Genomic DNA, 26,892 nt, shown 5'->3' with positions numbered 1-26,892 from the left:
GCCGTCAATCCTTATCTGCTCATCACGACCAAAATAAGGGTCATTTTGTAAAAAAACCGCCACCTGTTTTCTTACATAAAAAAAGACAAAAGCTTCGGTGAAAAGAAATCGGCCGTCAAACGGCTATTCTTTCACCTACTTTTGTCAGTAGGTCAAAACGAATTATTTACGGTTGCGATTTCTTTGGCTTGATTCCATGATGACCGGCAAGATGACTGGACGGCGTTTGGTTTGTTCAAACAAGAAACGACTCAAACGATCACGGATATCTTGTTTCAATTTGCTCCATTCAAACTCTTCATCATGAAGGTGTTTTTCTACGATTTCTTCCACGATCTCGCCACTTTCACGAATCAGATCGCGACTGGCTTTCACGTAGACGAATCCGCGAGAAGTGATTTGTGGTGCAGAAATAATTTTCTTTTCGCGACGATTGATCGTCACTACCGCAACGAAGATTCCGTCTTCAGATAAGACTTTGCGGTCTCGCAGGACGATATTCCCAATGTCACCGACACCGATCCCATCGATCATGACGTTTTCCGCTGGGACCGCACCTGCGGCAAGCATTTCGCCTTTTTTGTATTCTAACACATCTCCACGTGCAGTAATGAAGATATTTTTCATCGGAATTCCGACCTCTTGCGCCAAGTCCACATGGGCGGCTAATTGGCGGTACTCGCCTTGAATAGGGATAAAGTACTTCGGTTTCATCATATTCAACATCAGCTGCAGATCATTCGGGTTGGCATGACCAGAAACACGGAAATTATCCGAGATCTGTTTCACGGTACCGCCAGCGCGATAGATGATATCTTCCGTTTTCGCAACCACCGTTTCCATTGCCGTTGTCGGCGTCGTTGTGATGTAAACAAGATCTCCTTCTTTGATACGCAGCGTCCGGTGAGAGCCGTTGGCCATTTTTTGCAATGCTTTGATTGGTTCACCCATGCGACCTGTTTCTAAAATCAGCAACTGTTCGTCTGAGTATTTTTTCATTTCTTTTTGGGTGATCAGCAAGTCTTCGGCTGGTAATTTTAATTTCCCTAACTTCATGGCCGTTTTAATGATCCGACCAAAATCTTGCCCGGTCAAAACGACTTTGCGATCAGAACGAAACGCCGCATCTAATACTTGTTGCACCCGTTGTAAATTGCTAGCAACGCTAGCGACGATGATCCGACCTTCCCAGTAACGGATATTGTCATAAACTTCATCTTGGATCGTCAATTCAGAAGCGATCGGCGTTGGATTTTCGGCATTTGAAGACGTGCTTAGCAATGCTAAGACTCCTTCTTTTCCAATTTCCGCTAAGCGGCCAAAATCGGTTTGATACATAGGGATCGCTGTTTGGTCAAACTTGAAATCTCCTGTATAAACGATATTGCCAGCTTCTGTTTTGACGCTGATCCCAACAGAATCAGGGATAGAGTGGGTCGTACGGAAAAAGCTGATGGTCGCATGACCAAAGTCGATCTCCGAATGTTCATCGATCACATGAAAATCTTTGAAGCGCTTGGTAGCTTCATTTTTATTCACGGTCAATTTTGCTAGTTCGATCGTTAACTCGGTCCCAAAGACCGGTACTTGGATATTCTCCAAGAAATAAGGCAATGCACCAATCGCATCTGCATGCCCATGGGTCAAGAAGACACCCGCCACACGGTCGGCATTTTCTTCTAAATATGTGAAGTCTGGAATCACTGTATCGATCCCTAATAATTCATTTTCTGGATAACGGACACCGCAATCCAGCACAAATATATCCTCGCCAACTTCAGCAATGTACATGTTCTTTCCGTTTTCGCGTACACCGCCAAGAGGAATGATTTTTATCGTTTCCACTTTTATTCACCTCTTAATTTTTTTCTACTGTATTATTTCCCAAGCATAAGCCGTCCCTATTATTATACAACAAAAAAAAGAAAAGCGTGGCATTCACCACACTTTTCTGAAAAACTTATGGTTTACACATGAACTAATCCTTGCTGATGCAAGCTTTCGGCGATTTGAACGGAGTTCCATGCCGCACCTTTCAGCAAATTATCAGAAACGACCCATAAATGCAAGCCGTTTTCGACATCCAAATCTTTGCGAATCCGACCAACAAAGGTTTCTGTTTTGTCCACACTGGTCAAAGCTTGCGGGTACACTTGTTGACTCGGATCATCTTGCAAGACAGCTCCTGGCGCTTCGCTGATCCACTGTCTGACTTCCTCAACACTAGCATGGTCTTTGGTCTCGATATAAATCGACTCTGAATGACCGCTAAACACAGGGATCCGCACACACGTAGCTGCTACTTTGATCTGCGTATCTTCCATGATCTTCTTCGTTTCATTGATCATTTTCCACTCTTCGTAAGTATAATCCTCTTCGGCGAAAACATCGATTTGCGGCAAGGCATTAAACGCGATCGGGTAGTGCTTCTTGTCGCTGCCTGCTGGTAAAATCTCAGGGTTTAGTTCATCAGCGGCTTTGCCGGCTAATAATTCTTGAGATTCACGAGTCAATTCAGCCAAGGCTTGTGCACCAGCACCGGAAACTGCTTGATATGTTGAAACCAAGACCCTCGATAAACCGACTTTTTGACGAATCGGTTCTAATGCCACCATCATTTGAATCGTTGAACAATTCGGATTGGCAATGATTCCTTTATGTTGCGCTAATGCATGAGGATTCACCTCAGGAACGACTAGAGGAACATTCGGATCCATCCGAAAATGACTGGTATTGTCGATTACGACTGCACCGTGTTTGACTGCTTCTGGAGCAAATTGTTTTGAAATGCCACCACCGGCACTGAACAATGCAATATCGACTCCCGCAAAGGAATCTGCGGTCAGCTCTTGAATAACGAGCGGTTCATTTTTGAACACAAGGGTCTTACCAGCAGAACGTTTGGATGCCAACAACGTTATTTTTTTGATCGGCAACGTGGTCTTCTCCAACATCTCAATCATTTTTGTTCCTACTGCGCCGGTAGCTCCGACAACTGCTATGTGATACCCTGTACTCATCAAATCACTCCTCGAATAAAAATACATTTTTACTAGTTTATCATATCTTGTAAAAAAGAAAAGACCTTTCGTGGAAAGAAGCGCAAAAAGAAGGCAGAACTATCTAAATTTTCAATCGTTTTCCCCGTTTCGGTAAAAAACTACCTATATTTAAGGGTTATCATTTGTCACATTTAGGTGTTATAGGATATAATACCGACAGAAGGAATTTTGGGGAAGATTCTTTCCAACGTGCATGGGGAAATTAAAAATACCCAAAACATTGAATGAGGCAAGAATTGCATATGCAATTCTTGCCTCATTTTTATGCTTCATTCGATTCTTCGTTATTTACTTTCACGATAGCAAAGCCTTTGTTATCGATGATCATCGTCTCATCTTCCAGTTGGACAAACTGTTCCATCAAAATTGAATCAGGACGAGAGAGTGTAAGTTGGTCCTCGCCAGTGTTGAAAATACCGATGATCCGCTGTGCCCCCAACTCTCGTTCAAAAATGATCAGACCATCTTCTTCCGAAACCCAGTTCCAACTCAAGGAACCTTCAGATAAGACTTTTTGGTTGTCTTTGCGTAGTTTGATCAATGACTGGGTGAAATGCAGCAAATCACGATCTTGCTTTTCCTCATCCCAAATCATACATTTACGGCAATCCGGGTCCATATCGCCGGTCAAACCAATCTCATCGCCGTAATACAGGCAAGGAACGCCTTGTTGCAGATACGTAAAGGCCATCACTTGGCGCATCAAGTCTTTGTCTCCCCGAGCCAAAGTTAACAAACGCGGGGTATCATGAGAATCCAAAATATTGAACTGCACTTGGTTGGTTTGCTCCCGATACAACATCAGCTGGTTATTTAATTCCGAAACCATTTTCGTCATAGAGATCTCGTCTTTGACAAAATATTCAATGATTGCATCCGTAAAGGCGTAGTTCATCACTGCATGAAACTCGTCGCCTTGTAACCAGCGTTGAGAAGAATGCCAAATTTCCCCAAGGATATAAAAATCATCTTTGGCCTCATCACACACTTGGCGGAATTTTTTCCAGAAGAAGTGACTAACTTCATTCGCCACGTCCAAGCGCCAAGCATCGATATCAAATTCTTCGATCCAATAACGAGCGATCTTCAACAAATAATCTTGCACATCGGGATTTTCCGTATTGAGTTTCGGCATATGCGGCGTAAAGGCAAAAACATCATAAGTGATGTCATAAGCGTCTTCAAAGTTTTCCCCTTCTTTGTAGTTGACAGGAAACTCATTGATGTGGAACCAATCAGCAAACGGCGAATCTTTGCCGTTTTTAATGACATCTAGCCATTGATGCGAAGTATCCCCCATATGGTTGAAAACAGCATCCAACATAACTTTGATGCCGCGTTTGTGGCATTCCTCCACTAATCGTTTAAAGGTATCGTTATCACCAAAAGCAGGATCGATGGCCAAATAATCGATGGTATCATACTTGTGATTCGAATAGGCCTCAAAAATCGGACAGAAATAGATCCCATTGATCCCTAGATCGACAAGATAATCCAAATGATCGATGACCCCTTGTAGATCCCCACCGAAAAAGTCTTGGCGATCGGGATTTTTTGAGCCCCACGGCAATACACCTTCTGGATCATTTGATGGATCCCCGTTCGCAAAGCGCTCAGGGAAAATTTGATACCAAACCGTTTCTTTCGCCCACTCGGGAATTTTGAAACGATCGGCTTCTTGGAAGTAAGGCATCCGAAAATAATTGTTGTTCATTTCTAAATATTGCTGTTCAAAGGGGTAGACCCCGTGATCCCCATAGAAGACATGCAACCCATCGTAACTTTCGATGGAAAAGCCGTAAGACAAACGGCGGAATTCTGCTCCGACCGATACTTGCCAATAATCATGCAAGTCCGTGGAAAGAATTTTTTGCATTTCAATTCTTTGTTGGTACCACGCTTCTTTATACAGTGTGTAAGGATCACCGCAAAGCAGCTGGACATGGCGGACGTCTTGACGGGCGGTACGCAAACGGATATGCATTTTATCCTTCTCGTACAAATACGCAAATTCACTTTCGGGACGATGATAGATGGCAGTAGTATTCATAGCAGACTCCTTTGACTTGTTTGATATACTCATTGTCGCACAAATCAGAAGTCAAAACAAGAGAAAAACGCAATCGGTTGCTTTATCTAAAAAATCGATAATATAAGTCAATATGAAATTAATTCAGTGATTAAAAAGCAAACGATTGCTTCACCCATTTTTAATCAAACGGTGTCTTCTTCTCACATTGATTGCCAGTCCGTAAAATGTCATATTTCCGCAAGATCCCCACCGCCTCCGTCAACGACTGACTCAACTGCTGGATATCTTCCGCAGCCATTTGAGCGGTTTTGGCATTCAAGCGGTCTTCCACTTGTTTTTTCTTTTGGACAAACAACTGCTTCCCAGCTTCTTCCAAATAAACATTGACGTTGCGACGATTGACGCCGTTGGTTTTGCGTACCACAAAGCCAGCCTTTTCCAACCCCGAGATCGAACGACTGATTTGGACTTTTGACGTACCGATTTGCTGAGCCAACTCGGACATCGTAATTCCTTCATTACTAGAGATCACCACGAGTTCCAAGATTTCCATTTTGGTCAATTTTAAATCTTCCAGACCGATTTCTTCAAACAATATGTTTCCCATCAGCGAAAAGATCTCCGCAAACACCGCCATATTGAATGTTCCTAACGCTTTTTCCATACTCTCCCTCTTTTCTGTCTTTAGTTTAGTATAAATTATTTGTTTAAACAATGATAATCGTTGATTTTTGTTAACCATTATGATAGCGTGGTTACATAATGAAAATAATCGTGAAAACGGCAAGAAAAGAGTGACCCCATGTTAGAATTAAAAGATATCAAGAAGTATTATACGGTTGGCTCCAGTACTACGAAAGCCCTCGATGGCGTCTCGGTCGCCTTTCGTAAACAAGAGTTTGTTGCCATTTTAGGGCCAAGCGGCTCTGGGAAAACAACCATGTTGAACGTGATCGGCGGCTTAGATAATTACGACTCTGGTGATATGATCATCAATGGCAAATCAACGAAATCCTTTAAAGATCGTGACTGGGATGCCTATCGGAACAATTCGATCGGCTTTGTCTTCCAAAGCTACAATTTGATCAGTCATTTAGGCATCATCGACAACGTCGAGCTTGGGATGACCTTGAGCGGTGTGTCAAAAGAAGAAAAACGCGCAAAAGCAACCGATGCTTTGACGCGTGTGGGCTTAGCTGAGCATATGCACAAAAAACCAAATCAGCTTTCTGGTGGTCAAATGCAGCGGGTAGCGATCGCTCGTGCCTTAGCAAATGATCCTGATATCCTTCTTTGTGATGAACCAACAGGTGCCTTGGATTCAGAGACCAGTGTCCAAATCATGGAACTGATCCAAGAACTATCAAAAGAAAAATTGGTCATCATGGTTACTCATAATCCTGAATTGGCGCACAAATACGCTGGACGGATCATTGAGTTCAAAGACGGACGAATCATTAAAGATTCGAACCCTCATGTCGAAGGACAAAAGAAAGACCAATTCGAATTAAAGCACACAAAAATGAGTTTCATGACTGCCTTACGTTTGTCGTTTAACAATATCCGCACCAAAAAAGGGCGCACCTTCTTGACAGCCTTTGCTTCTAGTATCGGGATCATCGGAATCGCCATTGTTTTGTCACTGTCAACGGGATTCCAAAAACAAATCGACAATACCCAGTCAGAAACATTAGCTCGTTTTCCGATTACGATCTCGCAAGTAGCCACTGAACAAGATCCATCAGCGATGGGTACGCGGGATAAATCGGAAGATTTCCCTTCAGATAAAGAGGTCACTGCCAAATTAAGTGATACGGATCGTGCAACTCATATCAACAAAATCGATCAAGAGTTTCTCGATTACATCAACGACATTGATCCTGAATTAAGCAACAATATCGGCTACACTCGTTCCACTTCATTGAATCTTTTCCGCAAGATCGATGACAATGTGGAACAAGTCAGCTTCTCCAACGCGTCGCCTGACAATGAACAGACCAATGCCATGATGTCTGCCATGAGTGCCTCAACCGGTATTGGGGTTTCGACTTTCCCTGAGCAGTTATCAGAGGATAACGGCAATTTCTTAAAAGACAACTATGACCTTTTAGAAGGCAGCTACCCAAGTGCCAGCACAGATGTCGTTTTGATCGTCGATGAAAACAACGTAACGAATGTCAATGCATTGATCAATCTCGGTTTTGATATTGAAGATGGTGACACGGTTTCCTTCGACGATATCGTGGGAACAAAAATCACATTGGCGTCTAATGATGCCTTTTACACCGAATTGCCGACTGGAAACTTCATTCCAAACCAAGATTTAAATGAAGTTTTCGATAACAGCAACAACAAAGAATTAACGATCAGCGGAATCTTACGTATCAAGCAAAACTCTACGATGAACTTGCTTTCAACCGGCATTGCCTACAGTGATGCCCTCGCGCAAGAAGTCATCAAAGAAAACCAAGACTCAGCGATCGTCCAAGCACAAAAAGATAGCGACACCAACGTGATGACGAATGAACCCGTTGACGAAAGTGCCAAAGATTCATTGATCGCTTATCTTGGCGGCAGTGATTTACCAAACAGCATTATGATCTATCCAAATGATTTCAGTGCCAAAGAAAAAATCCTTGATTACTTGGATGACTTCAACAAAGGCAAAGACAAAGAAGACCAAATCGTTTATTCCGATTTAGCCGGTACGATGACTCAATTGACTGGTGGCTTGATGGATGCAATCACCTATGTCTTGATTGCTTTTGCAGGCATCTCCTTGGTAACCAGCATGATTATGATCGGTATCATCACTTACACCTCTGTACTAGAACGTACGAAAGAAATTGGGGTCTTAAAAGCATTAGGTGCTCGTAAAAAAGACATCACCCGCGTCTTTGATGCCGAAACCTGTATTTTAGGGATCGCTTCAGGGGCTTTAGGTGTCCTGATTGCTTGGTTAGCTACATTCCCGATCAACGCGATCTTATATAGCATGACTGATCTCGAAAATGTTGCTCAATTAAATCCGGTTCACGGCCTGATCTTGATTGCCGTCAGCACCGTCCTAACCATGATTGGCGGCCACATTCCAGCTCGAATGGCAGCGAAGAAAGATGCAGCGATCGCTTTACGCGCCGACTAATTTTATAAAAAAAACCAACAGACAGCAGCCATCCCCTTGGCTGCTGTTTTTTTGTCCTTTCCTTCTGACGTTCAAAAGGTTTCTCTTGAAAAATCCATAAATGAGGAATACAATAGATTTGATTTTAGGCACACCTAAAAAGATAGGACGTGAAACGATGAATGAAGAAAAAAAATTGATCCAAGCGGCCAACGATCCTAGCTTGGAAGAAATAAATAATACAGTTGCCATCCCAAAAAACGGCAGCTTTTGGCGCAATCTCTTAGCGTTCTCTGGTCCTGGGGCATTGGTAGCCGTGGGCTATATGGACCCAGGAAACTGGATCACCTCGATCGGAGGCGGTGCTGAATATGGCTATCTCTTACTTTCTGTGATCTTGATTTCCAGTTTGATCGCTATGCTACTGCAATACATGGCAGCCAAGCTAGGGATTGTGACCCAGATGGACCTTGCGCAAGCAACTCGTAAACACACCAGCAAAGGCTTAGGCTTTGTCTTGTGGATCGTCACCGAATTGGCTATCATGGCAACGGATATCGCGGAAGTGATCGGAGGAGCGATCGCTCTCAATCTACTATTCGGCTTACCTTTATTAGTTGGGGTCATCTTAACGATTTTCGATGTACTGCTTCTGCTCTTTTTAATGAAATTGGGTTTCCGAAAAATCGAAGCGATCGTCATGACACTTATTTTGGTCATTATGCTGGTCTTTTGTTACGAAGTCATTATTGCTCAACCAAATTTGCCTGCTGTCTTGCAAGGCTTTATTCCCCAAAAGCAAGTCTTGAACCATGGACAGCTGACAATGGCGTTGGGGATCGTTGGTGCGACTGTGATGCCCCATAATCTCTATCTGCATTCTTCGATCTCCCAGTCACGAAAAATCGATCGCAGCGATACCCAAGAAGTGGCAACGGCCGTGCGGTTCGCTACTTGGGATTCCAATATCCAATTATCCGCTGCGTTTTTGGTCAATTGCCTGCTTTTGATCTTAGGAAGCGCCTTGTTCTTTGGTCATAGTGAAGAAGTCGGCACCTTCTCCGCGCTGTTCGATGCATTGCAAGATTCCTCCATTGCTGGTGCTGTCGCCAGTCCAGTCTTGAGCGTTCTGTTTGCTGTGGCGCTCTTGGCATCTGGTCAAAATTCAACGATCACTGGGACACTGACGGGGCAAGTCGTGATGGAAGGATTTATCCATATGAAGATCCCTACTTGGGCGCGACGTCTGATCACCCGTGGCTTATCGGTGATCCCCGTCTTGCTTTGTACGATTTACTTTGGCGGCAACGAACAAGCCTTGGACGATCTGCTGATTTATTCGCAAGTCTTTTTAAGCATCGCCTTACCCGTTTCGATGATCCCGTTGGTTCTTTTTACCAGCTCAAAAAAAATCATGGGGGAACGCTTCAAGAATCCGCTATGGGTCTCTACCTTAGGCTGGATCTGTGCCATTGCACTGACGGTCTTGAATGTCCGCTTGATCATCGAAACACTCGGCAACTTCTAATAGAAAAAAAGCTTACGAGCTAGCCTCGTAAGCTTTTTTTGGTTAATTCGTTTCTAAATCATGTAAAAACAGACCGCTCAACAGTTTTGGTTCAAACCAAGTTGATTTTGGCGGCATAATTTCTCCCGCATCGGCTACTGCCAACAGATCGGTCATTTGCGTTGGATACATGGAAAAAGCCAATGTCCATTCTCCGCTATCTACCAAACGTTCCAATTCTTCTGGACCACGAATTCCGCCAACAAAATCAATGCGTTTGTCTGTCCGCACATCTTGGATCGCGAAAATATCAGCCAGCACGTATTGTTGTAAAAGCGACACATCCAGCTGTCCTACCGCATCTTGCGGCACAGCTTCCGGTTTGATGGTCAACTCCCACCACGCATGGTTTAGGTACAGATGAATCGAACCACGTTGCGCTGGTTTCTTCCTTGTAGTTTCTCGAATGGTAAAATGCTGGGCTGCCTGCTCAAAAAAGGTTTCTGGCACTGGTACCCGCAAAACCCGATTGTATTCCCAAATCGCTAATTCATTTTCTGGGAATAAAATCGCTAAAAAGCGGTCGCTTTCTTGACTGCTTTGGCCATCGGCTCGCTTTTGCAAGCCGACTTTGACTGCTGACTCTGTGCGGTGATGCCCATCCGCAATATAAAGGGCATTTACAGCTTGAAACTGCTGGGCAAAAGAGGCGACTAGCGCTGGATCATCGATCAGCCAAACACGATGTTGCACCTCATGATAGCTGACAAAATCATAGATTGGCGCATGCTCTGCTTGCCACGCATCGATCGCTTCTTTGACTGCTGCTGGTTGCCGATAGCTCAAGAAAATCGGACTTGTATTGGCATCACATGCCAGAATATGATTGATCCGATCGATTTCTTTTTCTGGACGGGTAAACTCGTGTTTCTTGATTTTCCCAGCGACGTAATCATCGATCGAGGTACAGGCGACAAGCCCAGTTTGGCTTCTACCAGCCATCGTCAATTCATACAAATAATATGCGGGCGCCGTTTCTTGAATCAACCAGCCTGCTTCTTGAAAAGATGCAAGATTTTCCGCCGCTTTTTGATACACCTGTGGATCATAAGGATCGATTCCTGGCAAGTCGATCTCCGAACGGTCGATGTGGAAATAGCTGTAAGGATTGCCTTGCGCAAACGCTGCGGCTTCTTGTGAATTGACCACGTCATACGGTAGCTCGGCCACTTTTTCTGCCAATGAGGCTTCTGGACGAATGGCTTTAAACGGAAATACTTGAACCATTAATACCCAACCTCCTGATTCTTGATGACCCGTACACGAACGATGTTTTCGTTCTCCCGCAGTTTATCGGCTAATTGATTCAATAAGGCTTCATCTTCAGAAGCGACATCGGCTAGGGTGTAAGCAAAGTCTTCCCGTCCACGATTCAGCATATTGTCGATATTGATTCCAGATTCCGCAATGATCGATGAAATCTGACCTAACATATTCGGTACATTGCGATTGATGATCGTCAGACGATAAGGCGAATGAAAAGCCATCTCAACAGTTGGAAAATTCACTGAGCGCTTGATGGTTCCAAATTCCAAGAATTTTTTCAATGTTCGTGCTGCCATCTTGGCACAGTTGACTTCGGCTTCTTCTGTTGATGCACCTAAATGCGGCAAGACGAGGACTTTTTCATTGTGCAGCAATTGTTCATCCGCAAAATCAGTCGTATAGCCCGCTAGACGGTCGGCTTTTAACGCACGTAAAACGGCATCTGTATCGACGATTTCTTTACGAGAAAAGTTGAATAGCTTCGTTGTAGGTTTCATTTTCGCAAGTTCGGCTTCCCCGACGAGATGATGCGTGTTTTCCATTAGCGGCACATGAACCGTAATAAAATCACAGGTTGAAAAGACTTCCGCAATATCATTGGCACGCTTGACCCGACGAGAGATCGTCCAAGCAGTATCCACTGACACGTAAGGATCATAACCGACTACTTCCATCCCTAGACGATAAGCATCGTTGGCGACCATCGCTCCAATAGAACCAAGGCCGATGATTCCTAACTTTTTGCCTTCTAACTCTGTTCCAGCAAATTGACTTTTTTGCGCTTCTGCTTGTTCTTCCACATTATCACCGCTCAAGGTTTGCACCCATTGGGCACCTCGTAAAATCGGACGGACGCTTAAGAGCAGACTAGCGATCACTAATTCTTTGACCGCATTGGCATTGGCACCTGGCGTATTAAAGACGACGATCCCTTTTTCAGTACATGCTTTGACGGGAATGTTGTTGGTCCCAGCCCCTGCACGGGCAACACCTAAGACACTTTCAGGAAAAGCGTAATCGTGCAATTTCTGGCTGCGCAGCAAAATCCCTTGCGGTTGGTCGCTTTCGTTGATGGCATACTTTTCTTTTTCTAAACGCTGTAATCCTTCTGGTGCGATCGCATTGAATGTTTTGATTTGGAACATTTATTTGACCTCCGCTTCAAATGATTTCATAAAGTCGACTAACGCTTGAACGCCAACTAATGGAAAGGCATTGTACAAGCTTGCTCGCATTCCTCCAACGGAACGATGCCCTTTCAAGTTCTCAAAGCCAGCTTTGACAGCTTCTTCATTGAAGCGCTGATCTAATGCTTTATCCCCTGTCACAAAAGGAATATTCGTTAGTGAGCGGCTATCAACAGCCACAGGACTACTGTAAAGAGCAGAGGCTTCGATCGTTTCGTATAAAAGCGCCGCTTTTTGGCGGTCTTGTTCTAAAATGGCAGGAATGCCGCCTAATTCTTCCAACCATTCAAACACCAATTTAGCAATATAGATAGCATACGTTGGTGGTGTATTGTACAATGAGTCATTTTTAGCCTGTAGACGATAATCCAGCATTGGAGCGAAGACAGCATCATCATTGAGTAAATCTTCTCGGATAATCACTACCGTCAACCCTGCAGGACCAATATTCTTTTGGGCCCCAGCATAAATCACACCGAAGTCTTCTACGCGATAGTCATTGGCTAAAATATTTGAGGACATGTCTGCTACGATCGGCACATTGCCAGCCTGCGGAATCGTTTGAAAGGCCGTCCCTTCAATGGTATTGTTCGTGGTGATATGCAAATAAGCCGCTTCTTGATCGATCGCATCTTCTGAAATTTCTGGAATATAGGTAAAGTTTTGATCCTCACTAGAGGCAACGACTTCCACCGTCACGTTTCCAAGCGCTTTTGCTGCTTCAATAGCTTTCTTCGACCAAGAACCGGTATTTACGTATAAGGCTTTTTTGTTTTGTGCAAGATTCAAAGGGATCATACTGAATTGGAGACTCGCGCCGCCTTGTAAAAACAGTACCTGATAGTTTTCAGGAATTCCCATTAATTTTCGTAAAAGTGCTTCTGCATCTTTAATGATCGCTTCAAACAAGGAGGATCGATGACTCAGCTCCATAACGGACATCCCACTTCCGCGGTAATTCAAAAGTTCGGATTGTGCTTTCTCCAATACGGGACGGGGCAATACGGCAGGACCAGCCGAAAAGTTATAAACTGTCATACAAAAAATCTCTCCTTTATGTTAGATGTGAAAATCATTATAACAGATAGCCGAAAATGAAAAAAGCCTTAAAAGAGAAAATAATTTTGAATTTTCAGAAAAGACTACCAATTTCTTAACGTTCGTCATTTCGGCATTTTTTCAAACAGCCAGCGAGAAATTTCATTGTAAACGATCTCGCGGTTGCGCTCATTCAAAATCTCATGACGGCCATGTTCGAGCAAATACATCGTCACGTCAGCATTTTGCTTCAGTTGCTGAGCCAATTGGCGGACGCTTTTGCCATAGTGCCCAACAGGATCGTCTCCACCTGAAATCAGCAGCAGCGGCAATTCTGGATCAATCTTGCGCAGTTGGTCCGGATCACTGGCAGCTTGTGTCAATGTAAAGAGATCCTTGTAAGCTGCTAAAGAAAAATGAAATTGGGTGTAAGGGTCCTTCAAATAGCGATCCACTTGCTGCGGATCACTGGTCAACCAGTCCTTGGCGGTTCGATTGGGACGAAAACGCCGGTTGTGCTGACCAAAAACTAGCTGTTCCATTACGTGATAAGGCCATTGCTGAGCGGCAAACGGGCGCAACAAGTTCGTGACAAGTTTGACTCCTTGCATCAGCACGGCTTTTTCCATCGTGGTGCCCATGATGATCGCTCCTGACAATGGATGTGGCTGACTAAACAAATAATTCCGCAAAACCAGCGACCCCATACTGTGCCCTAAGATAAAGTATGGTCGGTCTGGGTAGCAAGCAGCGGCGTACTGATGGACCACTCCCACATCTGCCACTAAATAGTTGGCGCCCTCTTTTTCACCAAAATGCCCATAGGCCTGTGTTTCTTTCAAGGATTGCCCATGCCCTAAGTGATCATGACCGACCACCGCATAGCCTTGCGCAGTCAAACATTCCGCAAACTCGTGGTAACGTTCAATGTGTTCGATCATTCCGTGGACCAACTGAACTACACCGATTGGTTTGGTATCTGGGATCCAAGATAGGACATAGATTGAATCTTTTTTATTAGATGATATTAATACTTTACTTGACCGACTCATCTGGCTCCTCCTTCAACTCACTTTAGTTACTTCCTACATTATACATATAACTCACCTCACGAAAAAAGTCGGCTCCTAAATTCCACAAAAAAATAGACACAAATCTAAATGATTCGCATCTATCTCCAATTTACAAAGTACTAAAATCATTATTTATTCCGCCGTTGATTTATTTTTTTGATTTTAGCTAAATCCACCTTAGATACTCTTTGAGAATCCAGTAGACCGTTGACTTCCTGTTCTACATCCGTTAATTGGGTATAACAATAGCCAGTGATATATGGTAGATCTTGTATGGCCTGATGGATTGCATCAAATCTTTCTATAAATGCCTTCTCGTCCTTTACCTGATGACCATAACCCCAATCTTTCTCAGAATCTGACGTAAATGCGATCCCACCAAACTCAGAAATAATGATTGGCTGGTTTTGATATCGGTAGCCATGAGCAAAAGCAAACCAATCGTTGTTGAACATTTGTTGATTGTTCACTATCGAATCTTTATCCATATAACGCTGTTTAAACAATCCACCTACCTCTTCATAATCATGCAACGTTAGAATATCTGAAATAGTATGTTCCCATCCGTCATTAGTAATAACTGGTCGATGGCTATCGATAGCTTTGGTCATATGATAAATCCCCTCTGTCAATTGTTGGGGTTTTATCAATGAATGAATACCTTTAACACCCCATGATTCATTGAAAGGAACCCACGTAATCACGGAAGGATGGTTGTATTGCTGCCCCACAATTGATAACCACTCTTTTGCCAAATGTTGAATCGCAGTATCGTTGAAAGTGTACGTAGATGGCATTTCAACCCAAACAAGTAATCCCATCTCATCGCATAGGTACAAGAATCGTTCATCTTCAATTTTCTGATGTTTTCTTAATCCGTTATACCCCATCTCTAATATTTTTTCTAAATCAGTTCTCATTGCATCTATCGAAGGTGGGGTGATCCCAGATTCAGGCCAATAACCTTGATCCAAAATCAAACGTTGATACAATTTTTCATTATTCAGTAAAATTTGCCCTTCTTCAATCGCTATCTTACGCATTCCACAATAACTAATGACTTCATCGATGACGAGAGCGTCTTCATCAAGTAACCGATATTGGATATCATATAGCTCCGGATGGAGTGGGTGCCATACCCTTGTCCCCCAACAAGCATCTTCATGAACTCTTGTGTCCATCATCACGGGTGTATTGTTGTGAGTAAGCGTAGTTAATGATTTACTAACTAGTTCTCCAGCAAAACTCAGATTGATTTCTAGAGACAGATTTTCTTCGATTAACGACGTATAGCTTCCTCTTTTTTTCACTTGCGGTTCAAAAATCATTTGGTCATTATCTAGATCCGGTGTTACTTTGACTTGTTCTAAATAATAAATTGGTGTTTTTTCAAGCCAGACAGATTTCCAAATTCCTGTCGTTTGGACATACCAACAACCAAAATTATCTTTCAACCAACGTTGTTTTCCTCTTGGTTGGTCATTGGCCAATGAATCCTCTACTCGAACAATCAATTGATTCTCCCCATCTCGTAGTTCACTGTCGATTAAAAAAGAAAAACGACTATATGCCCCTTGATGGCATCCAATTTTCTGCCCGTTGACCCAAACTTCTGTTAAATAATCCGCACCTTCAAAATACAGTGTGAGTGGCTGTTTTGCTTCAGCTTGAAATGTTTTTTGATACCATAAAATAGCATGATGACTCTCATCATGTATCCCACTTGCCTGAGTTTCATAGGTAAATGGTACGTTAATCATCTGGCACTTCTCAAATCCCTGAAACCAATTTTCTTGTCTACCCTTATTATCATCATCAAAGGCGAATGCCCACTCCCCGTCTAAGGATAACCACTCTTTACGGATAAACTGTGGCCTTGGATGTGTTTTACGCTCAATTTTCATATGTTTACTCCTCATCTATTTGAATAATTTCCTCTCGGACGACCTAAGCAGTATTCACAGCAAACTATTTTTAAGACTGATTTTTATTCTACCTCTTGATAGAAATAAACTAGCCGGAACCGTTTGACAGTATTTAGATGGATCCATGATTTCCGTTTGTACCACATCATTTTTATCAGTATTTCATTGTAGTGATTCTGATAAATTAATGCATTCAGATGATTTCACTTGATCATTAACTATAGCTGGCATACGATGAGATCTTAGTTGATTTTTGATGCCGAAATAGATAATGCATCGTTTTATAATGAAGCTTAGTCGCCCAAACATTCTCAAGATCATTTGACATTTCCCAAATCACTTTTTATTCGCCTACAGCGATAGCGTCAATTTTAGAACGATAGCTAATCGACTTGAGGTACGTGAAACTGATCATTGATTTTTTTTATTTCAGATAATGTAACTTTTGGCTGGCGGTCATAGGTAAGCAATCCGTTGATTTCTTGTTCTACATCCGTAATTTGCGTGTAACAATAGCCCCATAACCCCACAGATTGATAAACAGCAGATAGAATTCTTTGATAATTTCTGAGAAAATCTACTTCATTCTCAGCAGATGTGTATCCCCAGCCAGGCTGACCAGACACATCAAAACCGATACCACCAAATTCCGTCAATAAAATAGGCTGATCATGATAAGTAAACCCTTTAGCAAAGATAGGCCAAGCAGAAGTCATTCGTGACATCAAATTTTCCCTTGTACTCAGCGAGTCCTTAAAATATTCATATTTCTCAGGTTCTGCTTCCGTTCCATGAGAGTAATTATGGAGTGCACAAATATCAGTTTCCGTCATCGCCCACCCATCGTTCGAAATTACCAAGCGAGTTGGATCCAAAGCATGGATCATGTGATACATCGCTTGAGAGAAGTGCTGTTGTTGACGATCATGACCAATCGAGGGAACTCCCCAACTCTCATTGATCGGTACCCAGGTAACGATTGATGGATGGTTGCTATCCCGATCAATAATCTCGGTCCACTCATGCATCAAACTAGCAACGGATTGTTCATTATAAATTGCCGGTGCAGCACATTCTCCCCAGACTAGAAATCCTAAGGAATCAGCCCAATACAAAAAGCGTGGGTCTTCGGTTTTCTGATGCTTGCGACATCCATTGAATCCCATTTCTTTCGCCAGCAAAATATCCTTCTTAAAAGCCTCATCCGTTGGTGCAGTTAGTAAGCCAGTTGGCCAATAACCTTGATCTAAAATCAATTTTTGATAGTATGGTTTATTATTTAAGTAAACCATCCCTTTTTCAGTATGGATTTTACGCATTCCGAAGTAACTTTTTACAGTATCGAGAATCATATCTTTTTGCTTCAATATAAACTGAACGTTAAATAATTTTGGATTTTCTGGCGTCCAAGCCCATCCGTCATTATGAAAATTTGTCCGGAAAATATGTTCTTGAAATAATTCAACGTCGAAAACAATCTTTGCTTTATTTAAAAAAACAGATCCTACAGCTACCAGGACCTCTCCGAATGTAATCTCATAGTTCAAAGATAAATCACTGACTAGCTTACTCACCTCAGCTGTAATTTCAATTTTCCCATCATCGAATCGAGGAACGAACTTGGATTTTAATAAGTGAATCTCGTTCACCACTTCTAGCCAGACGGTCTGCCAAATGCCAGTAGAATTTGTGTACCAGATCGCCGATGACTCTGGCTCCCAAAATTGTTTCCCACGAGGAGTACTTTCGTCGTCATGGCGATCAAATGCTCGGACAGCCACTTGCTGGCAACCAGTTCCGTTCAGCTGAGGAGTAATATCTAAATCAAAAGAGGTATGTCCACCCTTATGATTTTTGACATGTTGACCATTTATATATATATCTGCCTCATAGTCAATAGCTCCAAAATGCAGAATCACAGATTCTCCTTGATTGGCTTCCACCTCAAATTCACGCATATACCAAACAATATCGTGCGGTGTGCGGTCACCGATTCCACTTTCTCTGCTTTGGTAAACGAAAGGCACATTAATCTTCTGCTGATAGATCATGGGATCATTGATCCACCCATTTTGTATACCTTCATTTTCGTCATCAAACATAAACAGCCATTCACCATTTAAGTTCGTCCATGTATCACGGACAAACTGCGGCCTTGGATATTCTTTTCTCTTCATACTTACCTCCTGCTAAATCATCTTTTCTTTCATTTGAATAGACTTATTTTTTGCTATTAACAGCACCCCAGCTGCCATTGCTAAAATTAAACTTAAAATATCTAGAATGAAATATGATAACAATCCTTGGATCAACAGATAAACGCCTATTTTGAAATGAACGCGATCATCTTTGATATACTTTTTGCTCAGCAAAATATTACTAATCCCCAAACCAATTAGCATGACACCAAAACTACTAACAAATAAAAAAATGTTGCCATAGCTTACATTCAATTGTTCAAGGTAAACCTGATTGTCACTATTTACCCCCAAGAGATTCAATTGGTTGCCTAAACCGTAAAAGATGATTGTAATCAGTCCATCGAAGATTTGCCATCCCCCCATAATCAGGACTAAGCGTCGTTCGATTCTTCTTTTCATCACTTTATCCTTTCACTCCAACCGAAAGTGACATCGATTGCAAGAAGTATTTTTGAGCAAATAAGTACAATAGAAATGTTGGAATGATGGCAATCAATGCACCTGCCATCAATAATGTTGGCTGTGCTTGATACATTCCTTGAAGCAAACGCAATCCCGAAGTAATTGGCATTTTCTCGATATCATTGAAGACAATCGACGGCCACAAAAAATCATTCCAAGATCCTGTGAATGAAAATAACGAGACAACAAGCAAGACTGGTTTGATCAAAGGTAAAATAATACGCGTGAAAATTGTAAATTCACTTGCTCCATCGATTTGAGCAGCCTCATCAAAATCTTTAGGAATATTGTCCATAAATTGCTTGACTAAGAAAATATTGAATACTCCGGCCGCACCAGGTACGATCATCGCCAATGGTGTATTGACCCAGCCAAAAATATCAACAATTTTATAAAGTGGAATTAGGTTAACAACTGAAGGAAACATCATTGTTGCTAATAGAAAAGAAAACAAGACATTCTTCCCTCTGAAATGTAAACGACTATATGCAAATGCAGAAAAAGAAACGACAATCAGCACTAACAAAGTGTGACTGATTGCGATCAACATCGAGTTCAAAAACCATCTAACCAAAGGTGTACTCGTATTGTTGACAAGGAGTTCTGTATAGTTAGTTAGCACCCATTCTATAGGCAAAATTTTGAATCCAGCAGTCATCAATTCCATTTCTGACTTAAACGAAGTTAGGACGCCATATAACAAAGGAACAAGCCAGATTGTGGACATTAGCAAAAGAAAAACAAATGCAACAAACGATGAAACAGATTTTTTTTTCATTCTTACAGACCTCCCTTAGCTTTTCACTCGTAAAAACTTGAACTGAATGGCGGAAATAACCATGATACAGAGACCTAGGATAACTGCCATTGCCGAAGCGATACCAGCGATTGATTGACCTGATCCAAAAGCATTTTGCTGAATATACATCAGTAAAACTCGTGTCGAGTTGTTTGGACCACCACCAGTCAACATCAGTGGCTGTCCATAAACATTGAATTGAGCAATCGTTGTCATTACTACCGTATATAAAAGCTGTCCACGAATCGATGGTAAGGTGATTTTAAAAAACTTTTGGATGGCAGTTGCACCGTCAATATCCGCAGCTTCATAATAATCTTTGGGAATCCCATTCAAAGCTGCTTGATAAATAATCATATTACCGCCAATCGTCCACCAAACCGTTACCACGACCAAAGCAATCCAAGCATAAGGCTGTGTACCAGTCCAAGGTGTCGTTGTATTGAATAGTGTGTTGATTGGCCCATAGTTGACATTAAAAATCAGTGTCCAAATAATCACGATAGCTGAAATTGCGAAAAGTGACGGCATATAGAAGATAGACTGAAAAAGTTTGCTTAAAAATGGCTTTGTATTCAATGCCGCTGCCAACAATAAAGGAACCATGATACAAAAAGGAACAGTACAAATAACAAAAATAAAAGTATTGGTCAAACCTATTCTTAACTGGGTATAAAAAGTAGACTCAGTATTGAAAAATAATTCTTTATAGTTATCCAAACCAACGAATGTCGGTGTATTGAACAAATCCCAATCAGTAAAAGAGATGTACACACCAAAAATTATAGGTATCAGAAAAAAAATCAGAAAAATGATTAAATGAGGTGCAATGAAAAGCCATGCTGACCATTCTTTATTGGTAGATTTTTTCGTCTTTGTTTTTTCTATTGACGTAATCATACATTTTGCTCCCTTCTAAAGAAAACAGTATCAGCACAGATCTAAGCTGATACTGTTTATGGTTAATTATTTGTACTGTCTTTTGAAATCTTATCAGCTACTTCTTTTTGCATACCAGAAGTAAAATCATCGACTTCTTGCTTGCCAAAAATCGTATCAAATCCGTGTGCATCTATATATTCGGAGACATAACCATTATATTTATAATCAAAAATACTCAATGTTGCTTGTTGTTCTGGAGTCGAGATAAACAGCGACTGTGGCATCTCTTGATATTCTTCATCGTTCAAGATGTCCAATGTAGCTGGGTTTTGACCGGCCTTCGCCCACTCAAGCGAGTTTGTACGAATCCATTCTAGAAAGTCCATAATACCTTTTTCTTTCTCTGCGCTACGCTCTTCACTTTTAAAAAGGACAAATTGGTGAGAAGATGCCCAGTTAACTGTTTCACTCAAGTTATTAGATAATTGTGGTGAGTTAGTCAATCCCCATTCAAATTCAGCTTCTTTGATATTGTTTTGCATCCAAATACCTTCTGGAAAAAAGATTAATTTTCCAGCAAGGAACAACTGACTAGGATCTTCACCATCTTTTGTTGTAACTCCTTCGTCATATAGTTCTTTCCACATACCAATCGCATCTTTCGACTCCGACGTATCTAAAGTTGGATCCGTTCCATTTTCGGTAAGGATACCACCATTTTGTTTCATCAAGGATAAGAAATTAGGCTTTACCCAAGTAACAGCAACGCCACGAATATCATCTGCCGCAGCTTTTTTACCTGATTCTTTGATTTCATCAAAAGTTAAAATATTATCATCTAATGCACCGGGCGCATATTTCTCTACTAATTCTTTGTTGTAATATGTGCCCCAACTATGGATATCAAGTGGAATGCTATATCGTGTGCCATCTAGCTCTCCAAGATTCCAAGCTTCTGCTACATAATTATCTTTATTGATATTTTCATAATCGCCTAGCAAGTCATCATAACTTTCTAGCATACCATTGTCTTTATACTGCTTGATCCGTTCTGCGTGAACAATGTTTAGATCGGGAATGTTTTTCCCCGAATTAACAACTGTTGGGATTTTTGAATACATATCGCCTTCTTGTAATGACACATTTTTAATTTTGAATTCAGGATCAGTTTTGTTATAAGCATCAATCATTGCAACCATGTTTGATCCATCCGCCCCCGTAAATGGATTCCAAAAAGTGATTTCATTCTTGTTGTTTCCTGTCCCTCCCGAAGAACCACCGCAACCAGCCAAGACACCTGTACAGACCCCCAATATTACCCATTTTGCTATCTTATTCACTTTCATCGTCACCCTCCGTTTTACTAATTAGTTAATCCATTAACCTTCGACTGCCATTTACTATTTAACCAATCAGTAGATTTTTATTATTGTTTTCGTTTACAAAATTTAAGTTAACACCTGTTGCAAACGCTGTCAATGTTATGATATAGTAATTTTACAAAAACAACTTTTTGGTTAATGAAGATATAAGCTCAAGCCACATCCTCAGCACACATTTTAACTAATAAGTTAAGGAGACAGAAGAAATGGAGCTAGATTTAACGAAACATTCCCTACCGGTTTATGAAGCGTTGGCAAGTGAAACACGCTTGAAAATAATTCATTTCATCGGTAACGAGAAAAAAAGTATTAGTGAAATTGCCAAAGAATTACATATCAGCAGTGCGATTACCACACGTCATGTACAAAAAATGGAAGATGCTGGACTCCTCGATTCTGAACGAGGGATTGGCACCAATAGAAATAAAAAGATGGTTTTTTTGAAAGTAGATGATATCCACATCACTTTCCCCGAGCGAATCTACCAAGCATTCAGACTTCATTCTACAGATTTAAACATTGGACACTTCACAGATTTTTCTGTCAGTCCAACGTGTGGACTGGCGACAGTTAAAGAAGTAGTAGGAAAGTCCGATGACCCAAAGTATTTCTTGGATTCTAATCGAGTTAATGCAGCCTTACTGTGGTTCAATCAAGGCTTTGTGGAGTACAAAATCCCGAACCTCTTACAAGAATCTGAAACCCCTGAACTGTTAGAGATCAGCATGGAATTAGCCTCAGAATTTCCTTTGTCGAACAATATTTGGCCTAGCGATATTTCAATATTTGTTAATGATGTCAAAGTAGCTATTTATACAGTTCCGGGAAACTTTTCTGATACTCGAGGTCGATATACTCCGTTATGGTGGAACGATCGTTTTAGCCAATACGGTTTACTCAAGCATATTCGAATCAATAAACTAGATACTGGTATTGATGGTGAATGCTACTCAGAAGTTACCATTGATGATTTGCAGTTACATAATTCCCCTTTTATAAAATTACGATTAGAAATTGAAGAAAATGCTAAAAATAAAGGAGGGCTAACCCTGTTTGGAAAAGGATTTGGAAATCACAACCAAAATATTCTTGTGAATGTATATTATTTAGATAATTAATGAACAATCATGTAGACAAAAAGAGCAGTATAATTTATACTGCTCCCTCTAAACATTGAACTAACAATAGGAAAAATAACTGTGATTTAAACTATCTTTATCCGTATCTATCATATGTTGATTATTATGTTGAAATATCGGCTATTCTCCTATCCGAACATTCATAATAAGCGGTTCGCTTTTCAATGATGCCTATATTGCATGGTAGATTCGTTTAAACAAACTATATGAAGTAGAAAAAAGTCCCTCACCAATTATCTGGCGGGGACTTTTTCTCTTACGCTATGGCAAAAATGCGTTCGATCAACTGCATCACTGCTCGGACTTCTTCGTTTTTAACGATAGGTTCGGCACCGTTGCGTACAACGTTGTAAAAATTCTTGTAGAAAGGTTCAAAATCCGCTTCGGCTTTCGGGAAAGGAATTTCTTTGGCTGCCAATTCCGATGGGGGTGCCATCGTTTTCGTCAAGCCGACGCCTGCTTGGACTGGTTTTGGTGCGGCCACGTCTTCGCGACCTGTTGCTTGCACCATTTCCCCATTTAGATCCCAATCGGTGATGGTGGCTGTTCCTTCTGTTCCTTTGATGTACCAGCGAGGCAATTGCGTGTAATTGGAGGTTCCAACTTCCACGATTGCTTTGACCCCATTTTCAAAGGTAATCAAAGCGAAGAACCCATCATCGACTTCTTCCCCCAACACAAAGCTAAGATCCGCTTTAACATCTTTCACTGGACTGTCGATCAGCCATAGCATTTGATCCAGCAAGTGAACGCCCCAGTCTAAAAGCATTCCCCCACCTTGTTTTTTCACATGGCGCCAGTCTCCTGGGATGCCGTTCGCCCCTTGGACCCGTGACTCTAATTGGAACAAATCACCGATCTGTCCATTACGGTACAGTTCGCGTACAAGTAGAAAATCAGGATCCCAACGGCGGTTTTGGTGAACCATAAAGGTATTGCCGGTTTCTTGGGCAACCGCCACGATCTCATCTAGTTCCGCAGTATTCAGCGCAACAGGCTTCTCGCAAACAACATGTTTGCCGGCTTTCAACGCAGCGATCGATAACTCTTTGTGCAAGTCATTAGGTGTGGCGATCAATACTGCTTCGATCGTCTCATCGGCTAAGACTTCATCATAGCTTTTAAAGATCTTATGGCCTTTTTCTTGGGAGATCGCTTGACGTTCTTCATTGATATCGTAAGTTCCTACGATGTGGATTCGTTCGTTTTCATTTGGTAAGATATTGTGGACATGGTACGCACCCATGCCGCCATATCCGATTACTGCAAAATTGATTGCACTCATGTCTGACACTCCTCGGTTTTCTTCTTATGCCCACCACATGGATGAAGCTTCTTCACGGATCATAATCGTCTTCAAGTTACTGATGGCACGAGTCAGTCCTTCATCAATGGACATGATTGGATCTTCATGTTCAATACTCAAGACATAATCATACCCATAAATTCTAAGCGCAGAAATAATATCTGACCAGACTTGTAAGCTGTGGCCGCAACCGACTGAACGGAAGGTCCAAGCTCGGGTTTTGACATTGCTATATGGCTGCATGTCCGTCAAGCCATGCATGTTGATATTGTCTTGGTCCAAATACGTATCTTTGGCATGGAAGTGATGGATCGCATCGGCTTCCCCTAAGATTTTGACCGCTGCCACTGGGTCGATCCCTTGCCACCATAAATGACTTGGATCCAAGTTACAGCCGATGGCTTTCCCCGCAGCATCCCGCAGTTTCAACATCGTATAAGGAGTATGTGCCAAAAAGCCGCCATGAAGTTCGATCCCGATTTTAACACCAGCCGCTTCCGCTTCCGTGTTGATGCCTTTCCAATAAGGAATCAGTTTTTGTTCCCATTGATAATTATAATTGTCATCGTATTCCGTTGGCCATGGCAATACTGGCCAGTTGACTTGCGTATCTGTTGCATTTCCGCCTGAAACGCCTGAAAATCCATTCACAACAGGTACATTCATTAAGCTGGCTAATTTGATGGTTTTGCGCAAAAGTTCATCGGCTTCTTGCGCTTCTGCTTTTAGTGGAGAGATTGGGTTGTTGTGACAGCTCAAAGCTGAGATTTCCAATCCTTTATCAGCTAATTTCGCTAAGTATTCTTTTCGCTCTGCTTCACTTGCTAGTAAACGGTCAATGTCTAAGTGAGCATTGCCGGGAGAACCACCGGTACCGATTTCAACGGTTTGGAGCCCTTTTTTCGCTACTTCATCAATCATCTCTTCAAAGCTAAGTTGATTGAATAACGGGGTAAAAACACCTAATTTCATTTTCTTTCCTCCTCAATTGCTTGAAAATGCCCATACGTTGGGTAACGATTTTCTGTTGGTGCACACCAACGAGCCGCATTTTGGATCACTTTTTGCACTTTGGGATTGTAATAGCTTGGGAATGTCTCATGACCAGGCTGGAAATAGAAGATCTTGCCATTCCCACGGCGGAATGTACAGCCGCTGCGGAAAACTTCACCACCAGGGAACCAGCTGACAAAAATCAATTCATCCGGCGCTGGAATATCAAAGTGCTCGCCATACATTTCCTCTTGCTCTAGTTCGATCCATTCGCCGACTCCTTCAACGATTGGGTGGCTTGGATTGATATTCCAGATCCGCGCATGCTGATCGTCTACCCGCCATTTCAAATCGCACGACGTTCCCATCAAGGTTTTAAAGATTTTCGAAAAATGGCCGGAATGCAAGACAATCAGTCCCATTCCTTCCCATACACGCTGCTGCACACGAGCAACGATAGCATCATCGACTTCTTCATGCGCCATATGGCCCCACCAAACCAACACATCCGTGTCAGCCAACACTTGCTCCGTCAACCCGTGTTCTGGTTCATCAAGGGTCGCCGTTCGCACTTGGAAATCATCCTCTGCTAAAAACTTGGCAATTTGACCATGGATTCCTTCTGGATACATTTTTTGGACGGTCTCATTTGTTTTTTCATGACGAAACTCGTTCCATACCGTAACATGGATCATTGGTAGACCTCCTCTACGATGTTTTTTAATTGCAGATAATCAATCCCGCTGGCTTCTAAAGGAGCGAATTTTTGAAACGCTTCCTGCTCGACGATCAGCCATGGTAGTTCTAATGCTTTAGCTGCTTCTACATACGACTTGATTGGTAAAATCCCATTGCCGATCTCGGTGCTTTCCTGCGGCTGCTCTTGCATATCTTTGATATGAACCAAACCGACCTTCGTTTCGCGTTCCTTTAGCCAAGGTAAAACAGCCACGTTTGCAAAGGCTAACCAGTAAAGGTCGGCTTCCAAACGCAGTTGCGGATTGTCTTTGATCAGTTCATCGATCATGGATTCTCCAGCAACTTCAGTAAATTCATGGGCATGGTTGTGGTAGTAGCAAGTCAGCCCTTCTGCTTGCAACTTTTGGGTGATCTGGGTCAGCTCCGCAGCAAAGGCTTGCCATTTTTCCAAAGAATCAAAGCTGGCATACGGAATCACGATCCGTTGATTGCCAATCGTTTTTTCAAAAGCGACGGTTTCTTCAAAACGATCTTGCAATGCTTCAAACGGGATATGGGAAGCCGCGACCGACAAATCCAACTGCTCCAGCATTTCTTTGATCTGAGCAGCACTATGTCCATGATAACCAGCAAATTCAACACCGTCATAGCCGTTTTGTTTTACTGTTTTCAACGCTTCAAAAAGGTCTGTCTTGCAGTCCTCTTGAATACTCCAAAGCTGTAAAGCGATTTTCGGTTTTGTCATTTATGCTCGC

21 protein-coding genes are annotated in these 26,892 nt (G+C 42.0%); 3 read left to right on the top strand and 18 right to left on the bottom strand.

Annotated elements, in window-relative coordinates; genetic code table 11:
• Positions 1-162 precede the first annotated feature (162 nt).
• From A5870_RS02625 to A5870_RS02610, 4 genes are all read right to left on the bottom strand, one after another.
• A complete protein-coding gene (locus A5870_RS02625) occupies positions 163-1,845 on the bottom strand; it encodes a ribonuclease J (RefSeq protein WP_010749981.1) in 1,683 nt (560 codons plus the stop codon).
• 122 nt (positions 1,846-1,967) lie between these two features.
• A complete protein-coding gene (locus A5870_RS02620; protein WP_081117864.1) occupies positions 1,968-3,020 on the bottom strand; it encodes an aspartate-semialdehyde dehydrogenase in 1,053 nt (350 codons plus the stop codon).
• 304 nt (positions 3,021-3,324) lie between these two features.
• Entirely contained in the window at positions 3,325-5,112 is a 1,788-nt protein-coding gene (locus A5870_RS02615) for a glycoside hydrolase family 13 protein (RefSeq protein WP_034872136.1), read from the bottom strand.
• 160 nt (positions 5,113-5,272) lie between these two features.
• On the bottom strand, positions 5,273-5,758 hold the full coding sequence (locus A5870_RS02610; protein WP_061053279.1) for a MarR family winged helix-turn-helix transcriptional regulator: 486 nt from the start codon (positions 5,756-5,758) through the stop codon (positions 5,273-5,275).
• Positions 5,759-5,896: 138 nt separating this feature from the next.
• Between A5870_RS02610 and A5870_RS02605 the strand changes: the two genes are divergently transcribed.
• Together A5870_RS02605 and A5870_RS02600 are read left to right on the top strand one after the other, a co-directional pair.
• Positions 5,897-8,239, top strand: a complete 2,343-nt coding sequence (locus tag A5870_RS02605) for an ABC transporter ATP-binding protein/permease (protein ID WP_086291706.1) — start codon at positions 5,897-5,899, stop codon at positions 8,237-8,239.
• 157 nt (positions 8,240-8,396) lie between these two features.
• Positions 8,397-9,746 (top strand): Nramp family divalent metal transporter, encoded by a 1,350-nt coding sequence (locus A5870_RS02600; protein WP_086291705.1) that lies wholly within the window; start codon positions 8,397-8,399, stop codon positions 9,744-9,746.
• Between the two features lie 42 nt (positions 9,747-9,788).
• Here the strand turns inward: A5870_RS02600 and A5870_RS02595 are convergent, their stop codons facing one another.
• The 10 genes from A5870_RS02595 to A5870_RS02550 all read right to left on the bottom strand — a co-directional run bounded on the left by A5870_RS02595 (position 9,789) and on the right by A5870_RS02550 (position 21,964).
• Positions 9,789-11,012: a DUF1015 domain-containing protein gene (locus tag A5870_RS02595; protein ID WP_086291704.1), complete on the bottom strand. Its 1,224-nt coding sequence runs from the start codon at positions 11,010-11,012 to the stop codon at positions 9,789-9,791.
• Positions 11,012-12,196, bottom strand: a complete 1,185-nt coding sequence (locus A5870_RS02590) for a phosphoglycerate dehydrogenase (protein WP_081117859.1) — start codon at positions 12,194-12,196, stop codon at positions 11,012-11,014. The genes A5870_RS02595 and A5870_RS02590 overlap by 1 nt, the downstream gene beginning before the upstream one ends.
• Positions 12,197-13,276, bottom strand: a complete 1,080-nt coding sequence (serC, locus tag A5870_RS02585) for a 3-phosphoserine/phosphohydroxythreonine transaminase (RefSeq protein ID WP_086291703.1) — start codon at positions 13,274-13,276, stop codon at positions 12,197-12,199.
• Positions 13,277-13,401: 125 nt separating this feature from the next.
• Complete coding sequence (locus tag A5870_RS02580) at positions 13,402-14,328, bottom strand: alpha/beta fold hydrolase (protein WP_086291702.1); 927 nt, start codon at positions 14,326-14,328, stop codon at positions 13,402-13,404.
• 149 nt (positions 14,329-14,477) lie between these two features.
• Positions 14,478-16,253, bottom strand: a complete 1,776-nt coding sequence (locus tag A5870_RS02575) for a glycoside hydrolase family 2 protein (RefSeq protein WP_077452123.1) — start codon at positions 16,251-16,253, stop codon at positions 14,478-14,480.
• Between the two features lie 404 nt (positions 16,254-16,657).
• Positions 16,658-18,451: a glycoside hydrolase family 2 protein gene (locus A5870_RS02570; protein ID WP_086291701.1), complete on the bottom strand. Its 1,794-nt coding sequence runs from the start codon at positions 18,449-18,451 to the stop codon at positions 16,658-16,660.
• Positions 18,452-18,463: 12 nt separating this feature from the next.
• Positions 18,464-18,874, bottom strand: coding sequence for a hypothetical protein (locus A5870_RS02565; RefSeq protein WP_139345162.1), 411 nt, complete (start codon positions 18,872-18,874; stop codon positions 18,464-18,466).
• 4 nt (positions 18,875-18,878) lie between these two features.
• Positions 18,879-19,715, bottom strand: a complete 837-nt coding sequence (locus tag A5870_RS02560; protein WP_086291700.1) for a carbohydrate ABC transporter permease — start codon at positions 19,713-19,715, stop codon at positions 18,879-18,881.
• Between the two features lie 15 nt (positions 19,716-19,730).
• Positions 19,731-20,636: a carbohydrate ABC transporter permease gene (locus A5870_RS02555; RefSeq protein WP_086291699.1), complete on the bottom strand. Its 906-nt coding sequence runs from the start codon at positions 20,634-20,636 to the stop codon at positions 19,731-19,733.
• Between the two features lie 62 nt (positions 20,637-20,698).
• A complete protein-coding gene (locus tag A5870_RS02550) occupies positions 20,699-21,964 on the bottom strand; it encodes an extracellular solute-binding protein (RefSeq protein WP_077452134.1) in 1,266 nt (421 codons plus the stop codon).
• Positions 21,965-22,206: 242 nt separating this feature from the next.
• Between A5870_RS02550 and A5870_RS02545 the strand changes: the two genes are divergently transcribed.
• The gene (locus A5870_RS02545; RefSeq protein WP_077452136.1) at positions 22,207-23,118 is read left to right on the top strand and encodes an ArsR/SmtB family transcription factor; all 912 of its coding nucleotides are present in this window, start codon (positions 22,207-22,209) and stop codon (positions 23,116-23,118) included.
• 277 nt (positions 23,119-23,395) lie between these two features.
• On the opposite strand, the gene A5870_RS02540 is transcribed toward A5870_RS02545, so the two are convergent.
• The 4 genes from A5870_RS02540 to A5870_RS02525 are packed head-to-tail and all read right to left on the bottom strand — an operon-like array spanning position 23,396 to position 26,882.
• Positions 23,396-24,424 carry a Gfo/Idh/MocA family protein gene (locus tag A5870_RS02540; RefSeq protein WP_086291698.1) on the bottom strand — a complete coding sequence of 343 codons (1,029 nt, stop codon included), beginning with the start codon at positions 24,422-24,424 and terminating at the stop codon, positions 23,396-23,398.
• 24 nt (positions 24,425-24,448) lie between these two features.
• Entirely contained in the window at positions 24,449-25,417 is a 969-nt protein-coding gene (locus tag A5870_RS02535; protein ID WP_005228209.1) for a sugar phosphate isomerase/epimerase family protein, read from the bottom strand.
• Positions 25,414-26,133: a ThuA domain-containing protein gene (locus tag A5870_RS02530; protein WP_086291697.1), complete on the bottom strand. Its 720-nt coding sequence runs from the start codon at positions 26,131-26,133 to the stop codon at positions 25,414-25,416. The genes A5870_RS02535 and A5870_RS02530 overlap by 4 nt, the downstream gene beginning before the upstream one ends.
• On the bottom strand, positions 26,130-26,882 hold the full coding sequence (locus A5870_RS02525; RefSeq protein WP_086291696.1) for a sugar phosphate isomerase/epimerase family protein: 753 nt from the start codon (positions 26,880-26,882) through the stop codon (positions 26,130-26,132). The genes A5870_RS02530 and A5870_RS02525 overlap by 4 nt, the downstream gene beginning before the upstream one ends.
• Positions 26,883-26,892 lie beyond the last annotated feature (10 nt).

Source organism: Enterococcus sp. 2G9_DIV0600, assembly GCF_002140615.1.
Lineage (GTDB): Bacteria > Bacillota > Bacilli > Lactobacillales > Enterococcaceae > Enterococcus_D > Enterococcus_D innesii.
Note: the sequence above shows the minus strand (reverse complement) of the source record. Positions and strands in the feature narration are given on the sequence as shown.

Excerpts from the sequence above, each read along its gene's own strand:
- A5870_RS02620 (WP_081117864.1), bottom strand. The coding sequence starts at position 3,020 with ATGAGTACAGGGTATCACATAGCAGTTGTCGGAGCTACCGGCGCAGTA.
- A5870_RS02615 (WP_034872136.1), bottom strand. The coding sequence starts at position 5,112 with ATGAATACTACTGCCATCTATCATCGTCCCGAAAGTGAATTTGCGTAT.
- A5870_RS02610 (WP_061053279.1), bottom strand. The coding sequence starts at position 5,758 with ATGGAAAAAGCGTTAGGAACATTCAATATGGCGGTGTTTGCGGAGATC.
- A5870_RS02605 (WP_086291706.1), top strand. The coding sequence starts at position 5,897 with ATGTTAGAATTAAAAGATATCAAGAAGTATTATACGGTTGGCTCCAGT.
- A5870_RS02600 (WP_086291705.1), top strand. The coding sequence starts at position 8,397 with ATGAATGAAGAAAAAAAATTGATCCAAGCGGCCAACGATCCTAGCTTG.
- A5870_RS02595 (WP_086291704.1), bottom strand. The coding sequence starts at position 11,012 with ATGGTTCAAGTATTTCCGTTTAAAGCCATTCGTCCAGAAGCCTCATTG.
- A5870_RS02590 (WP_081117859.1), bottom strand. The coding sequence starts at position 12,196 with ATGTTCCAAATCAAAACATTCAATGCGATCGCACCAGAAGGATTACAG.
- serC (WP_086291703.1), bottom strand. The coding sequence starts at position 13,276 with ATGACAGTTTATAACTTTTCGGCTGGTCCTGCCGTATTGCCCCGTCCC.
- A5870_RS02580 (WP_086291702.1), bottom strand. The coding sequence starts at position 14,328 with ATGAGTCGGTCAAGTAAAGTATTAATATCATCTAATAAAAAAGATTCA.
- A5870_RS02575 (WP_077452123.1), bottom strand. The coding sequence starts at position 16,253 with ATGAAAATTGAGCGTAAAACACATCCAAGGCCACAGTTTATCCGTAAA.
- A5870_RS02570 (WP_086291701.1), bottom strand. The coding sequence starts at position 18,451 with ATGAAGAGAAAAGAATATCCAAGGCCGCAGTTTGTCCGTGATACATGG.
- A5870_RS02565 (WP_139345162.1), bottom strand. The coding sequence starts at position 18,874 with ATGAAAAGAAGAATCGAACGACGCTTAGTCCTGATTATGGGGGGATGG.
- A5870_RS02560 (WP_086291700.1), bottom strand. The coding sequence starts at position 19,715 with ATGAAAAAAAAATCTGTTTCATCGTTTGTTGCATTTGTTTTTCTTTTG.
- A5870_RS02555 (WP_086291699.1), bottom strand. The coding sequence starts at position 20,636 with ATGATTACGTCAATAGAAAAAACAAAGACGAAAAAATCTACCAATAAA.
- A5870_RS02550 (WP_077452134.1), bottom strand. The coding sequence starts at position 21,964 with ATGAAAGTGAATAAGATAGCAAAATGGGTAATATTGGGGGTCTGTACA.
- A5870_RS02545 (WP_077452136.1), top strand. The coding sequence starts at position 22,207 with ATGGAGCTAGATTTAACGAAACATTCCCTACCGGTTTATGAAGCGTTG.
- A5870_RS02540 (WP_086291698.1), bottom strand. The coding sequence starts at position 24,424 with ATGAGTGCAATCAATTTTGCAGTAATCGGATATGGCGGCATGGGTGCG.
- A5870_RS02535 (WP_005228209.1), bottom strand. The coding sequence starts at position 25,417 with ATGAAATTAGGTGTTTTTACCCCGTTATTCAATCAACTTAGCTTTGAA.
- A5870_RS02530 (WP_086291697.1), bottom strand. The coding sequence starts at position 26,133 with ATGATCCATGTTACGGTATGGAACGAGTTTCGTCATGAAAAAACAAAT.
- A5870_RS02525 (WP_086291696.1), bottom strand. The coding sequence starts at position 26,882 with ATGACAAAACCGAAAATCGCTTTACAGCTTTGGAGTATTCAAGAGGAC.